Origin of the sequence: Caldanaerobacter subterraneus, from assembly GCF_004345675.1 — a bacterium.
Taxonomy (GTDB): Bacteria; Bacillota; Thermoanaerobacteria; order Thermoanaerobacterales; family Thermoanaerobacteraceae; genus Thermoanaerobacter; species Thermoanaerobacter subterraneus.
Genome location: NZ_SLWU01000035.1, coordinates 1 through 15349 on the forward strand (window position 1 = coordinate 1; position 15349 = coordinate 15349).

Below are 15349 nucleotides of genomic sequence, written 5' to 3' on the forward strand. Positions count from 1 at the left end.
CCTCCGGTTAGATTTTTTGGTTCGTTTCTATTTCTATTCTAACCAGGGGTGGGGAATGGCTCAACTCCTTTTTACACAATTATATAGACTTAACTTCATTCTGATATATTCATATTTTTGAAACAAAATTGCAAAAAACAAAAAATACTTGAAATATTATTTCATAAGTAGTATAATATAAACTAGGAAGGAGTGAAAACATTAACATGCCAGGAGATATAGAAAAAATCAAGGCCGTTATTAACAATTTAAAGCCATCAGAAAGAAAAATTGCTGAGTATATAATTGAAAATGCTGATAAGATTTCGGATTTATCTGTAGCTGAACTTGCAAAAAACAGCAATACCAGTGAAGCAAGTGTTGTGAGATTTTGTAAAAGTCTCGGATACAAAGGATATCAAGATTTAAAAATAAAAATTGCTGCAGATTACACATATAAGACAAAAAGTATACAAGGTGTTGTTAATATAGATGATGATATTAATACTATAATTGTAAAAATATCCAAAAATAATATGGATTCGATCGAAAAAACAATGGATATGCTAGATAGAAAAGAAGTAGAACGAGCTGTTAATGCCATTTTAAATGCTAATAAAATAGATATTTATGGAGTTGGGGCATCTGCGATTGTAGCGCAGGATATGTTGCAAAAATTTATGAGGATAAATAAGTCTTGTACAGCGTATAATGATTCTCATATGCAGCTTGCGTCAGCAGCTAATTTACGTCAAGGAGATGTGGCAATCGGCATTTCATATTCAGGTCAAACTGCAGATACTGTCGATGCTTTAAGAATTGCTAAAAAGTCAGGGGCCACAACAATTTGCATAACGAAATTTGGTAATTCTCCCATAACAGAAGTCTCAGATATAAAACTTTTTGTATATTCTACCGAGGCGCTTTTTAGGAGTGGTGCAATGGCGTCAAGGATGGCACAGCTTAATGTAGTGGATATATTATTTTCAATAGTAGCCATTAAAAAATATGATGATGTAATAAAATACTTAGAAAATACAAGTGAAGCAGTTTCATCAAGGAAATATTAAAGGAGAGAGTTCTATGTTGTTTAATTTGTTCAAACAAACTACTAAAAGATTATTAATAAAATCCCCCGTGGATGGAGAAGTTATAGAGATAATAAATGTTCCAGATGAAGTGTTTGCTCAAAAACTTATAGGAGATGGTGTTGCTGTGATACCTGAAGCCGATATATTTGTTTCTCCTGTTGATGGTATTGTAACAGCTGTTTTCCCTACAAAACATGCAATAGGTATTAGGACAAAAGAAGGAATTGAGGTAATGATTCATGTAGGAATTGATACTGTAAAACTAAATGGTGAAGGATTTGATGTTTTTGTTAGTGAAGGTGATAAGGTAAAAGTTGGCGATAAACTATTAAAGGTAGAAAGAACTTTAATAAAATCAAAAGCTAAATCACTCGTTTCCCCTATAGTAGTAACTAATATGGATAGGATAAAAGAATTTAAAAAAATGACAGGTAAAGCGACTGCTGGGCAGACCGTTGTAATTGAGGCGGTTATTTAATTTACTTCGATATGAAATAAATTTTCAAAAGTAGTTTATATTTATGAAACAACATAACATTCAAGGAGGTGGTAAACCGCCTTACAATTTATACGTATATTTTTCCATACTTTTTGATAACCAAATAAAGGATAGGGGGATGAAAAATGTCAAGGGAAAGAGAAATAGCCCAACAAATTATTAATGAACTGGGCGGAAAAGAAAATGTCATCTCAATAACAAATTGCATGACAAGATTAAGAGTGCTTGTCAAAGATTATGACAAAGTTAACAGGGAAGCTTTGGAGAAAATCGACGGTGTTATTAAAGTCAATGAAGAGGGTGGAGAGTTACAAGTTATTGTAGGACCTGGTCTTGCTAACAAGGTAGAAAGTGAGGCATCAAAAATACTAGGTGGTACTAAAGTTGGAAAAGCAGAAGAAGTTAAAGCGGCAATTAGTGCCAAAAACCAAACACCTTTTAAACTTCTCTTGAGAAGGATTGCTAATATATTTATTCCTTTGATTCCAGGCTTAATTGGTGGTGGTTTAATACTTGGTATTACCAATGTTGCGACAAAATTTAATTGGATTGCAGACAAAAATTTATTGGCTATGTTAAGTTTGTTAGGCAGTACTATTTTTACGTATATGGGTATTATGGTAGGTATGAATACTGCTAAAGAATTTGGAGGTTCTCCTACAATTGGAGGTATTCTTGCTGGTATTATTTATAACCCTGCATTAGCTAATATTACAATTGGAGGGAAAGCTTTAGTCGTAGGTAGAGGCGGAATTATTTCTGTTTTAATTGCAGCAGCATTTGCAAGTTGGCTTGAGAAAAACATTAGGAAAAGAATGCCTAACAGTATAGAATTGCTTGCAACTCCTTTGCTTACAATTTTGATAGCAGGTTTTGCAACTTTATATGTATTACAACCTATAGGTGGATATATAGCTGATGCTATTGGCAAAGCGGTAACTGTTGCAATTACAGGAAAAGCCGGGGTAATTACTGGATTTATACTTGCTGGAACATTTCTACCATTAGTTATGACAGGTTTGCATCAGGGTTTGACACCCATCCATGTGCAATTAATTGAGTCGACAGGAGTTACTATATTACTTCCTATTTTAGCGATGGCGGGAGCAGGCCAAGTTGGAGCTGCATTAGCAGTATATGTGAAGACCAAGAGCAAACAACTTAAAAAAATTATAGAAGGTTCAATACTTGTTGGTATTCTCGGCATTGGAGAACCATTGATTTACGGTGTTACATTACCACTTGGTAGACCTTTTATAGGGGCATGTATAGGAGGTGCTTTTGGAGGAGCCTTTGAGGCCCTAAATGTGGTCGGTGCAAGAGGATTAGGTGTATCCGGTATACCTTTGGCAGCTCTTATTGAGCCAAATAAAATTATTTACTATATTTTAGGATTACTAATATCATATACTGCGGGATTTATAGCTACTTACCTGTTAGGCTTTGAAGATCCAGTTGATGAGGAAATAGCAAATTCACAACCATTTACTTTTAATGCTTGATATAACTTTAAAAGGGGCGCTTTGCCCCTTTTTTAGAAGGAGGTGATGAGGTGGCTTTTGGTATTTCAGTTTATACTACAGAAGATTTTGCACATCAAAAGAACAAAGAATATATAAAAGTGGCAAAAGACAATGGGATAAATATGGTTTTTACGTCGATGCATATGCCTGAGGTTGAATATGATAAAAAATTAAATGAATTTGAAGATTTAATTAAATATATTAAATTACTAGATATGAAATTAACTATTGATATTTCGCCTGTAACAATGAATATATTAAATTCATCAATGACAGATTTAAAACCTTTTTATGATTTGGGAGTAGATTGTTTAAGGCTTGATTATGGTTTTACTGCAGAGGAAATAGCTGAAATGACAAACAACAAATATGGAATTAAAATAGAGTTAAATGCCAGTACAATAACAAAAGAAGAAATAGAAAATTTGATAAGGTTAAAAGCTAACATGGATAATTTGACAACTTGTCACAATTATTATCCTAAACCATATACAGGCCTTTCGTATAAGCTTTTTAAAGAAAAGACAATGATGATAAAAAGTTATGGGCTTAAGGTATCGGCATTTATTCCTTCTCAAGAAGGTAGGAGAGGTCCAATATATGAGGGATTGCCGACCCTTGAAATGCATAGAAACATAAAACCTTACACAGCAGCGAGACATTTAATTTATTCTGGGTTGATAGATGACATATATTTTGGGGATGCATATGCATCTCTAAATGAAATAAGAGATGTTGTCTCAATAGATAAAGATGTGATTGAATTAAATATCAATCTTATTACAGATATAACAGATTATGAGAAAGACATAATTTTTGCTGGTATTCATACAAATAGGCCTGATGCCTCTGAATATATTGTAAGGTCAGAAGAATCAAGAGGTTATGCAAAGATAGGGAAAGCAATAAGGCCGCATAATTGCATTGAAAGAAAGAAATACAGTGTTACAATTGATAATTACAATTTTAAAAGATATTCGGGAGAGCTTAATATTTGTCTGATTGATATGCCTCAAGATGAAAGGGTAAATGTGGTAGGATATATACCTGAAGAGGAACACATCTTGGTAGACTTAATTAAACCGGGAACAAAATTCAAATTTAGAAAGGGTTGATACAATGGACTTAGATAAGCTTATAACGGAAGGAAGAAATCCTGATACACTTGATATTGATAGATTAAGTACAGAAGATATGTTAAGAAAAATAAATAATGAAGATAAAAAAGTTCCAATGGCTGTTGAAAAAGAGATACCTAATATAGCAAAAGCCGTTGATGTTATAGCGGAAAAATTAAAACAAGGAGGAAGGCTTATATACATTGGTGCTGGTACGAGTGGACGGCTTGGGATTCTCGATGCCTCCGAATGCCCACCAACTTTTGGAGTAGATCCAGAAATGGTGCAGGGGATTATTGCAGGAGGCGATGAGGCAATAAGAAAGGCGGTAGAGGAAGCAGAGGACAAGGAAGAACTTGGAAAAGAAGATTTAAAGAAAAAGAATTTATCAAATAAAGATGTTGTAGTGGGTATTACAGCTAGCGGACGCACGCCTTATGTACTAGGTGCACTTAAATATGCGAAAAAAATTGGGCTTTTACAATAGGACTATCTTGCAATCCAGGAAGTGAGATGGAAAAAATAGCTGATATAATGATAACACCTATTGTAGGGCCAGAAGTAATTATGGGTTCTACAAGGATGAAAGCAGGAACTGCCCAAAAATTGGTATTAAATATGCTGTCCACAGGTGCTATGATAAAACTTGGCAAAGTTTATAGCAATTTAATGGTGGACGTAAAAGCTACAAATGAGAAATTAATTAACAGAGCGAAGCGCATTGTAAAGTTAGCAACGGATGCAGAGGAAAAAGTAATTGAAAAACTACTTGAGGAAACTAATTATAATGTTAAACTAACAATTTTAATGATTTTGACAGGCCTTAACCAAAATAAAGCAAAAGAACTTTTGGATAAGGCTGATGGGTATGTTGCAAAGGCATTAATGCTTAATAAAAATAAATCTTAAGAATAAGTTTGAAAATAAATGGAATTTATTAGAGAATTTTATCCAAGTTGAGAGGCGGATTAGTTTCCGCCTTTTATAAAAAATTTTTCGAAATCATATTGACACTGATGAATAAGAATGCTATATTATAAATGTACAAAATATTGTATATTGTCCGGGTGATTGAATGATTAAGGATCTATTAACTAAAAATGGTATTGCCGTTACGATGTTGGCACGAGAAATGCTTTCTTTAAAATGTGGAGATAGAATTGAAACGATAGGAGAATATGCCCAAAAATTTGACCTCGGGCGCGGGACAATACAAACTGCTTTAAAGTATTTAGAAGATAATGAAGCAATTGAATTAGAGCCACGAGGGCATTTAGGTACGTATATAAACAATATTGACTATAAAAAATTATGGGAATATGCGGGACTTACTATTGTTTCAGGGGTAATGCCTCTTCCGTATTCAAAAAGATATGAAGGGTTAGCTACAGGTTTATATAAAGTATTTGAGAAGGGGAAAATACCTTTTAATATGGCATATATGAGAGGAAGTGAAAGAAGGTTAGAGGCATTGTTGAATGGAAAATATGATTTTGCCATAATGTCGATGTTGGCAGCAAAATTGTATATTGAATCTGGTAAAAATTTAAAAATAGTAGTCGATTTTGGACCAAATACGAACGTAAGTACTCATCGTATAATATTTTCAAATAATGCGAAAAATGCGATTGAAGATGGAATGAAGATTGCCATAGATCCAACTTCATTAGACCAATTTATATTGACTTACTATGAATGTGAGGGAAAGGATGTAGAGTTTATAGAATTACCGTATAATCAGATTATACCTCATATAATGGAAGGAAAAATAGATGCAGCTGTATGGAACTATGATGAAATAGTTGACAGAGGACTGTCTATTAAAAATGAACCGCTTAAAAGCGAAAAATCGAAAAAAATTAGTGAAGATAATACACGTGCTGTTTTAGTAGTTAAAAGAGATAATTGGGGTGTTGATAAAATAATAAATAGAATTGTTGATAAAGAAGAAGTTATAAAGATTCAGGAACAAGTGTTGTTGAATAAAATATTTCCAGAATATTGATTCATAATTATTTATATGTTATCTTTGGAAAAGGTTAAAAATAACTTTATTTCACAGTACAAAATACAGTATAATGTTTGGAGGGATTTAAGTGAAGGATAATATTTTAAATAGAATAGATTTGTTAGTACAAGGTAGTGTGATCGATTTTGATACTGGAGAAGCTATCAAAAAAATTGATGAGGAATTAAGAGTAAATTATGAAATTTGTACTGAGGATGAACACTATGAGATGTTTATAACTCATTTAGCAATGTCCATAAAAAGATTAAAAGAAGAAGAAAAATTGGAGTCTACGATAGATGACGAACTTTTTAACGAAGTTAAAAATTGTCCTAATTACTATAGAGCACTTGGTATTTTACAAAATATAGAAGATAAGATAGAAATAAAATTACCTGAATCTGAAAAAAGATTTGTGTTATTACATTTGTGTAATCTTTTAGAAAGGGGTAAAAGTACATGATAAGATTTGTTGTAGGTGGAGCTGTTGATAAGCAAAAAGTTGCTCAAATGATAAAGGAGATAGGAGGTGATAAAGTAAGTGTTGAAATAAAATCAGATATTGAAGCTGCAATGGCTGTGAAAAATGGAAAGGCAGATTACTATGTTGGTGCTTGTTCAACAGGAGGTGGTGGTGCTTTAGCTATGGCAATGGCTATATTAACAGCTCAAAAATGTGCAACTATCTCTATGCCTGGTAAGCCACCACAGGAAGCCGACGTAAAAAAAGCAGTAGCTGAAGGGAAAGTAGCGTTTGGTTTTACTAATGACCATATTGAAAAGGCGGTACCTTACATTGTAAACGCAATTTTAAAAAAATAGGGATTGGAGGATAAAAAATGAAAATAGTGTTAATTGCTTTAATTGGTGCTTTGGCAGCAATTCTTGCAAATAGAGGTATTGCTGTATTTAATAATGGACTAAGACCTATAATGCCTGAATATCTAGAAGGTAGAATGAAAAAAGCAGAATTGGCTGCAACGAGTTTTGCTTTATCTTTTGGGCTTGTAATCGGTTTTGGAATACCAATTTCAATAGGTGCTACCATATTACTTATCCATAGTATTTTACTAGGAACGGATATTATAGGGACTTGGTCCCCCGAGGGGAAAGCGGGATATGTAATTGCTGGTTTCCTAGGAGCTTTGTGGGGAATAGGACTATTGGTAGGATTGCAATGGATTGTAAATGTATTTAAAAAATTACCGGTTAATGTCTTCGACTCAATGGGACAAATAGGTACACCTGTAATATTTGCTTTTGCAGCATTTCCTGCATTAGCAGTTGCATACCAATATGGTGTTAAAAATGGGCTTATTACTTTAACAATATCGGCATTGATTAGAGCTATAGTAGCAAGATTTTCTCCAATAGTTATTGGAACAAGCAAAATAGCTTTGAATCCAGAAGGTATGGCGTTAGTTACTGGAATGATAGTTTTACTTATCTATGCTATGAGAGAAAAAAAAGAAGAAAATTCAACAAATATTGCTGCTTTGTTTACTGAAAGAGTAGACAGGATAAAAAAGAATGTGTGGGTACTTGCTATAATGGGTGCTCTTGTAGCGGCAGCCACGTCTCTGCATATTTTGGTAGGCGATCCAATTTCTCTATCATTGGTTTCTAAAGGTAATTATACAGATGCTGCTTTAGTTGCATTAGCGAGAGCAATTGGGTTTGTACCTTTAGTTGCCACTACTGCGATTGCTACAGGTGTATATGGCCCTGTTGGAATGACCTTTATATTCGCAGCAGCTTTATTTGCAAATAATCCACTGCTTGCAGCAATACTAGGATTTGTAATAATTTTTGTAGAAGTTTACCTGCTGGGGGGTATAGCAGCATTTTTAGACAAATTCCCAGGAATTAGAAGAGCTTCAGATAACATTAGGACAGCAATGGGACAATTATTGGAGGTGGCATTGTTAGTTGGCGGCGCAAATGCGTCTAATATGGCATTACCTGGATTAGGGATATTTATAGTAATTGGTTTATACCTTTTAAATGAAGTCGCAGGAAGACCTATTGTGAGGATGGCAGTTGGACCCGTTGCAGCAATATTAGTTGGCATTCTTGCTAACATATTGGCGGTTTTTGGATTGTATGTTCCACCGGTTAAATAAAGAGGGGAATTTCCCCTCTTCCATATAATAAATTTATTAGGGTGAATTATATGAATGATAAAATAGTTATGCAAAAAGTAAACGAGATGGCAAGACTCGCATATGCGATAAATATAGCACGTGATAATTTAGGTTATTCTGTTAGATATATTAATTATAAGGCAATAAAAAAAGCTGTAGAAGCATTAAAAGTATATGATAAATTATACTTTTATGGAGTAAAAAATACATCACAAATTAAACGCGAATATTTGCAAAAATTATCTAGTATTGGAAATTATATATGGCTTACAGTTGATGAGATGTCAAAAGGCGGTAGAGCAATTGATATTGAGAGAATAAACCCTGTTACTGGCAGGCCGATGACAGGCTCTACAAGTGCTGGTTGTATCAATGTGTTATTAGGAATAAATGATTTTGCTATTGGCACCGATGGTGGTGGTTCTGTGTTGGGGCCTGCGATGTCCTGTAATTTGTATTCTATCATGGCGAAAGGATTAGGCCTTGAAGGTAAAAAATTAAAAAAATCAACAGATGGTATAAATTTCATACCTGGTATTGGAATAATTGCAAAAGATTTATTCGTATGCAAAGATGTATTGAGTAATCTAATAGATTTGGATAATACAATAGATTTTCGTAATTTGAAAGTTGGAATTCCACGAGAAGGCGATATAAACCTTCCGATTATTGGTGACGTTCGGGAAGATTTATATAATATTGAAAGAGCTTTATCAAAAGAGGGCATTACAGTAATTGATATCGATTTGAAGGGTGTATTGAAAAGAGAAGATGCCATATATAAGCTTAATAAAGCTTTTGAAGAGGTAGACATAGTGATAACAAAAGAAGGGCCTATTGATATTTTTGGTTTAGGGGATTCAGTCTTAGGTACTATGGGATATGTTGGAAGTTATATTCAAAATAGTTCAGGAAAATATTTGCTAAAAGTTGCTAACATGGTAAATGCTACAGCTCTTACAATACCATCAGAGAATTTAGGTGTAGGGATTTTAATAATGGCGAAAGAAGGAAATAAATATGGTACAGGTGCTGTTAAGCTGGCAGAGATAGTTGATAGCAATATTAGCCATCCAAAACTATTTTATGAATATTTTAACACTAAAGAATATGATGATATTTTATTTGAGGTGAATTAAATGATTTTAGATAATAGTACCGGTTTTAAAGATATAGGTTATACTCTTATACATGAACATTTGACTATTGATTTATCAAGACTCAAAGAAGATGATGATGCAAAACTTGATGATGTAGATAGCTTAATTGAAGATTTAAAAGAACTCAAAAAAAGTGGTATAGATACTATAGTTGATGTTACAAACATAGGTATGGGTCGAGATATTGAAAGAATCAAGTATATTTCTGATATTTCAAATATAAACGTGATTTTGTCTACTGGATTTTATAAAGAACCTTTTTTGCCGGAAATAGTTTATAAAAGTTCTGTTAAAGAATTGGCTGATATATTTATTGATGAAATTATTAATGGAATCGATGGTACGAATTATAAAGCATCTGTAATAGGCGAAATAGGTACAAGTAAAGAAGAAATAAGAGAAGTAGAAAGGAAAATTTTTGAAGCTGCTGCAATTGCACATAATGAAACAGGAGTACCGATAATAACACATACAACGTTAGGCTTTTTAGGATTAGAACAGATTAAAATTTTTAAAAATATGAAAGTAAATTTGGAAAAAGTAGTTATAGGACATGTTGATTTAAACATTGATATGGATTATTATTTAACTTTACTTGATAATGGATGTTATCTTGCTTTTGACACAATTGGCAAAACTAATTATCAACCAGATGAGTTAAGAGCAATATCTATAAAGAAACTTATTGACAAAGGATTTATTAACAAAATTCTCCTCTCATTGGATATTTCAAGAAAATCTTATCTAAAAAATTATGGTGGTTTTGGCCATTCATATATAGTAGAAAAATTTATCCCTCTTTTAAAAAATGTTGGCGTAACAGAAGCAGATATAAAAACAATGTTGTATAAGAATCCGTTAGAGTTATTTGGAGGTTAGAAAATGATTACGTATCCTATTAAACAGATTAGTTTAGAGGAAGCAATTAATTTGCAGTTTAAATTGGTAGACATTATTCAATCAGTTTTTCGGGGACGTGAATTGCTTGAAGCTGGTGATTATGGTGTATCATTAGAGCTTGGACGACCTAAAACCACCGCGAAAGTTGAGAGAGTTCTTGCTAAATTTTTTGATGCAGAAGATTGTGCTTTAGTAAGAGGTGCTGGTACGGGAGCTATGAGACTCGTTTTTAATAGTTTATTAAAACCTCTTAATACCTTACTTGTGCATGACGCACCTGTATATCCTACAACACAAAACCTTATCGATATGATGGGCCTTAAGCTTTTAAAAGTAAACATGAATGATTTAGATTCATTTGAGATATTAAAAAATACAAAAGTTGATGCTGTGTTAATACAACATTCAAGACAAAAACCTGATGACAGCTATGAGCTCGAAAAAGTAATAAAAGCTATTAAAGATATAACTGATGTTCCTATTATTACTGATGAAAATTACGTAGTTATGAAAGCTCCATATATAGGTGTTCAGTTGGGAGCAGATGTTTCAGTATTTTCCATGTTTAAATTGTTAGGTCCAGAAGGAATTGGATGTGTAGTAGGCAAAAAATATATTATAAACGGAATTCGCAAAATAACTTATTCAGGTGGAAGCCAAGTACAAGGGCCAGAGGCAATGGAAGCATTAAGGTCACTTGTATATACACCAGTTTCATTAGCTATCCAAGCAATGCAGGTTGATGAAATAGCAAAGAGGCTTAATAATGGGGAAATAAAAGGAGTAAAAAAAGCGTATGTAGCAAATGCACAATCAAGAGTTGTATTAGTAGAATTTGAAAAACCAATTGCAGAAAAAGTATTAAAATATGCTGAAGAAATCGGAGCGGTACCTTATCCTGTAGGTGCTGAATCAAGATATGAAATTGGCGCTATGTTTTATAGAGTTTCAGGGACTTTTATTAAAGATAATCCTGAAATAAAAAATTATGTAATTCGCATTAATCCAATGAGAGCAGGTGCTGATACTGTTATTAGAATTTTAAAAGAAGCTGTAAAAAAGAGTTTGACTTAGGAGATGAGGCAATGTTTCTTAATATGGTTATTGAAAGAAATCCACAACTTATTATAGAAGCTGCCAAATTACACAGATACGGTGTTATTGAACCCAATACTTATGTGTTGGATGTTGATAGTATTTATGAGAATGCAAGATTAATTAAAGAAACTGCTGATAAATATAATATTAGCTTATATTATATGACAAAACAGTTTGGAAGGAATCCTATTATTTCAAAAATCATTGAAAAGGCGGGAATTGATAAAGCAGTAGCTGTAGATTTTGATGAGGCAAGGGTATTGTTTGATAATGGTCTTAAAATAGGGCATATAGGACATTTAGTACAAGTCCCGAAAAATGGCATTAAGTTATCTTTACTCATGAAACCAGAAGTTATAACATGTTTTTCATATGAAAAAGCAAAAGAAATATCAGATAACGCAAAAGAGCTTGAAATTACGCAAGATATATTATTAAGAGTAATAGATGAAAATGATGTAATATATCCGGGTCAAGAAGGAGGTATATATCTTGGAAAGTTAAAAGAAACAGTTCATCATATATTAAAATTGAAGAATATAAAAATTGCTGGTATTACATCCTTTCCATGTTTTCTTTATGATTATGAGAAGAAAGAAATTACACCAACGCACAATGTATATACACTCTTAAAAGCAAAAGAAATATTGAATGAAATGGAGCTTGAAATCTGGCAAGTAAATGGGCCCAGTGCTACATCATGTAGTTCAATACCGCTCTTAAATAAATATGGTATTACTCATGGAGAGCCGGGGCATGCTTTATTGGGGACGACTCCTTTACATGCATATACAAAACAGCCTGAAAAGCCAGCCATAGTATATGTGTCAGAAATATCTCATGTAAATAATGGGAAAGCTTATTGCTATGGTGGTGGATTTTATCCGAGGTCAAATGTTAAATATGCTTTGGTGTCAAATAATCCTGAAGATATTTTAGATAGAATATTTGATGTTGAAGAATTACCACCGGAATCAATAGACTATTATGGAACTGTACTTTTAAACAATAGAAAAGTTAATGTTGGGGACACTGTAATATATTCATTTAGAACACAAATATTTGTAACAAGAGCAAAAGTGGCTCTTCTTGAGGGTTTGTCTTCGGGGAAACCGAAATTGACATATATATTTGATTCAAGGGGTAATCTTTTAAAGGATTTAAAAATGATTTAAGGAAGAAGGGTAATAAATGAGAGCCATAATTCTTGTAATAGATAGTCTTGGGGTTGGTGAAATGGCTGATGTCCCTGAGGTACGTCCGCAAGATATAGGAGCAAATACTTTAAAACATGTTTCTGAATATAAAAATAATTACAGATTAACTAATTTAGAATTGATGGGAGCAGGTCTTGTGGTTGAGAGTAAAAATATAGAAAAAGTAAGCAATCCCATTGCAAGCTATGGATGTTCAAACTTAGAGCATGAAGGAGCAGATACTTTTCAAGGGCATCAAGAGATTGTTGGTTCAAAGCCTAAAAAGGCCTTGAGGCAGCCATTTAAAGAGTGCATATACAAAGTAAAAAGCGAATTAGAAAAGGCAGGATATACTGTGACCATACCCGATCCAAAACGTCCATTTTTACTAGTAAATGGAATAGTCGTAGTAGCAGACAATATTGAAGCGGATATAGGTTTAAACTACAATGTTACTGCTCCTTTGGATTATGTTTCATTTGAAGAAGAATTGAAAATCGGACAAATAATTAGAAATAATGTTAAGGTTGGAAGAGTAATTGTACTGGGTGGCAGAGGAATAACAGTTAAAGATATATTGAATGCCATCGAAGTAAAATCTGATGAAATAGTTGGAGTTAACAGTACAAAAGCTGGTGTGTATAATAAAGGTTATATGGTGAGACATCTTGGATATGGAATAGACCCAAATGTCCAAGTGACAACTATTTTGAAGAAGCATGGTTTTGATGTATCTCTTATTGGAAAGGCTGCAGATGTTATAAACTGTGATGGTGCAGATTATAATCCATGTGTTGATACAGAAACTGTATTAAATATATTATTGGACAAATTAAACAGTGTTTCTCATGGTTTAATAATGGCAAATGTACAAGAAACAGACCTTGCAGGGCATTCACAGGACGTAGAAAAATACGCCGAAAAATTAAAACTTGTAGATGATTATCTACCTAAAATTATTGATAAAATGAAGGGGGATGATATTTTATTTATAACTGGTGACCACGGTAATGACCCCACAATAGGGCACAATCATCACACAAGAGAAAAAGCGCTTCTATTGGTTTATGGTAAAAAATTAAAACCGGTAAATTTAGGGGAAAGAAAGACTTTATCAGATATAGGAGCTACTATAGCAAATTATTTTGGGGTTGAAAAAACAGAGAATGGAGAGAGTTTTTTAAATATGATGAAATGATGGTTTTGAATTACAAAACAAGAAATATAAATATTATAGACTGGGAGGGTATCAAAATGTTAAGTAAAAAGTTGATAAGTTTTATTTTGATTTTAACTTTGACTTTTAACTTAAATTATGTTTTTGCAGCTACTAGAGAAAATGGGCTTTTAATAAAACATGATGATACTATTGCAGGACAATTTGATGTTAGCTTTAACAATAAAAAAATAAAAATATATTATGGAACATTTAAGGCACATAAAAACAACGCATATGTAATTATTCAAAACATGGGAAACAGTAAAATCGAATTGTATATTAATGGACAAAAAATATATATTCCTAGGGATTTGGATGATGAAAATAAAGATTTAAAAATTAATATTGGACCTTATGTTAATGAAGGAGAAAATGATATTGTTGTTTATAGCGAGAAAGTGCCAAATAAAACACGAATAATAATTCCATATTTAGAACTTAGAGCAGGAACTCCCGAAGAAGTAGGCATGCTATCTGAGACATTAAATAAAATAGATAAAATTGTTAATGATGCTATTAATAAAGGAATAACTCCTGGAGCAGTAGTCCTAGTTGCAAAAGATGGAGTAATAGTAAAAAATACTGCTTATGGATATGCACAAAAATATGATATGGGTAAACTTTTAGATGAACCAAGGTTAATGATGACTAATACTATATTCGATTTGGCTTCTGTAACAAAGGTTATGGCAACGACCCAAGCTATAATGCAATTAGTAAGCCAAGGTAAGTTAAAGGTAACAGATAAAGTTTCAAAATATATACCTGATTTTGCGCAAAATGGTAAAGGTGATATAACAATAGCTGATCTACTTACACACACATCAGGTTTGTCACCATGGAAACCTTTATATTATCATGCTAAAAATGCTGATGAGGTGCTAGAATATATTTGCAAACTTCCGTTAGAATATAAAACTGGAACTGATAGAAAATATAGTGATATAGGTTTTATGACTTTAGGATTTGTAATAAAAGCAATAACAGGTAAAGATGTAGATGAGTATACACGTGAAAATATATATTCTAAACTTGGTATGAAAGATACTATGTTTAATCCTTTGAAAGATACAAGAGATTTAAAATGGAGGATTGCTGCAACATCATGGGGAAATCCTTTTGAATATAAGATGGTTGCGCAACCAGGATGGATTTATCCAATAGAGGAAAAATTGGAAGATTGGAATGGGTGGAGAAATTATACTCTGGTAGGGGAAGCGAATGATGGTAATTGCTTTTATGCAAATAGTGGTGTTGCTGGCCATGCAGGATTGTTTTCTACTGCAAATGACTTAGCAATATTGGGGCAAGCAATGTTAAATGGAGCATTCCTGTAATGAATAAAAAATAAGGGAGAATGGACTTTGAAAAAATAAGTACCTCCTGATAAAATACAGAGTGTAAGTTTAAGAAC

The 15349-nt window shown here is 32.8% G+C and carries 14 protein-coding genes and 1 pseudogene; all 15 read left to right on the forward strand.

Annotation, left to right across the window (positions count from 1 at the left end; translation table 11 throughout):
- Nucleotides 1–206: 206 nt before the first annotated feature.
- The 15 genes and pseudogenes from EV203_RS11895 (at nt 207) to EV203_RS13950 (ending at nt 15272) form a co-directional block, all read left to right on the forward strand.
- Nucleotides 207–1049, forward strand: coding sequence for a MurR/RpiR family transcriptional regulator (locus EV203_RS11895; RefSeq protein ID WP_132040765.1), 843 nt, complete (start codon nt 207–209; stop codon nt 1047–1049).
- 16 nt (nt 1050–1065) lie between these two features.
- Nucleotides 1066–1548: a PTS sugar transporter subunit IIA gene (locus EV203_RS11900; RefSeq protein ID WP_132040777.1), complete on the forward strand. Its 483-nt coding sequence runs from the start codon at nt 1066–1068 to the stop codon at nt 1546–1548.
- Between the two features lie 146 nt (nt 1549–1694).
- Nucleotides 1695–3071 carry a PTS transporter subunit EIIC gene (locus EV203_RS11905; protein ID WP_132040766.1) on the forward strand — a complete coding sequence of 459 codons (1377 nt, stop codon included), beginning with the start codon at nt 1695–1697 and terminating at the stop codon, nt 3069–3071.
- 50 nt (nt 3072–3121) lie between these two features.
- The gene (locus EV203_RS11910; protein ID WP_132040767.1) at nt 3122–4207 is read left to right on the forward strand and encodes a DUF871 domain-containing protein; all 1086 of its coding nucleotides are present in this window, start codon (nt 3122–3124) and stop codon (nt 4205–4207) included.
- 4 nt (nt 4208–4211) lie between these two features.
- Nucleotides 4212–5119: pseudogene (gene murQ / locus EV203_RS11915) on the forward strand (N-acetylmuramic acid 6-phosphate etherase).
- 166 nt (nt 5120–5285) lie between these two features.
- On the forward strand, nt 5286–6215 hold the full coding sequence (gene yhfZ, locus EV203_RS11920; protein WP_132040768.1) for a GntR family transcriptional regulator YhfZ: 930 nt from the start codon (nt 5286–5288) through the stop codon (nt 6213–6215).
- Nucleotides 6216–6306: 91 nt separating this feature from the next.
- A complete protein-coding gene (locus tag EV203_RS11925; RefSeq protein WP_132040769.1) occupies nt 6307–6681 on the forward strand; it encodes a PRD domain-containing protein in 375 nt (124 codons plus the stop codon).
- Nucleotides 6678–7040: a DUF2620 domain-containing protein gene (locus tag EV203_RS11930; RefSeq protein ID WP_132040770.1), complete on the forward strand. Its 363-nt coding sequence runs from the start codon at nt 6678–6680 to the stop codon at nt 7038–7040. The genes EV203_RS11925 and EV203_RS11930 overlap by 4 nt, the downstream gene beginning before the upstream one ends.
- 17 nt (nt 7041–7057) lie before the next feature.
- Nucleotides 7058–8341, forward strand: coding sequence for a YhfT family protein (locus EV203_RS11935; RefSeq protein ID WP_132040771.1), 1284 nt, complete (start codon nt 7058–7060; stop codon nt 8339–8341).
- 50 nt (nt 8342–8391) lie between these two features.
- A complete protein-coding gene (locus EV203_RS11940; protein ID WP_132040772.1) occupies nt 8392–9501 on the forward strand; it encodes an amidase in 1110 nt (369 codons plus the stop codon).
- The gene (locus EV203_RS11945; RefSeq protein WP_132040773.1) at nt 9502–10401 is read left to right on the forward strand and encodes a phosphotriesterase family protein; all 900 of its coding nucleotides are present in this window, start codon (nt 9502–9504) and stop codon (nt 10399–10401) included.
- A 3-nt stretch (nt 10402–10404) separates the two neighbouring features.
- On the forward strand, nt 10405–11496 hold the full coding sequence (locus tag EV203_RS11950; RefSeq protein WP_132040774.1) for an aminotransferase class V-fold PLP-dependent enzyme: 1092 nt from the start codon (nt 10405–10407) through the stop codon (nt 11494–11496).
- 11 nt (nt 11497–11507) lie between these two features.
- Nucleotides 11508–12695 carry a YhfX family PLP-dependent enzyme gene (locus tag EV203_RS11955; protein ID WP_132040775.1) on the forward strand — a complete coding sequence of 396 codons (1188 nt, stop codon included), beginning with the start codon at nt 11508–11510 and terminating at the stop codon, nt 12693–12695.
- A 16-nt stretch (nt 12696–12711) separates the two neighbouring features.
- Nucleotides 12712–13914 (forward strand): phosphopentomutase, encoded by a 1203-nt coding sequence (locus tag EV203_RS11960; protein ID WP_132040776.1) that lies wholly within the window; start codon nt 12712–12714, stop codon nt 13912–13914.
- Nucleotides 13911–15272: a serine hydrolase gene (locus EV203_RS13950; RefSeq protein ID WP_243700695.1), complete on the forward strand. Its 1362-nt coding sequence runs from the start codon at nt 13911–13913 to the stop codon at nt 15270–15272. The genes EV203_RS11960 and EV203_RS13950 overlap by 4 nt, the downstream gene beginning before the upstream one ends.
- The last annotated feature ends 77 nt before the right edge of the window (nt 15273–15349 follow it).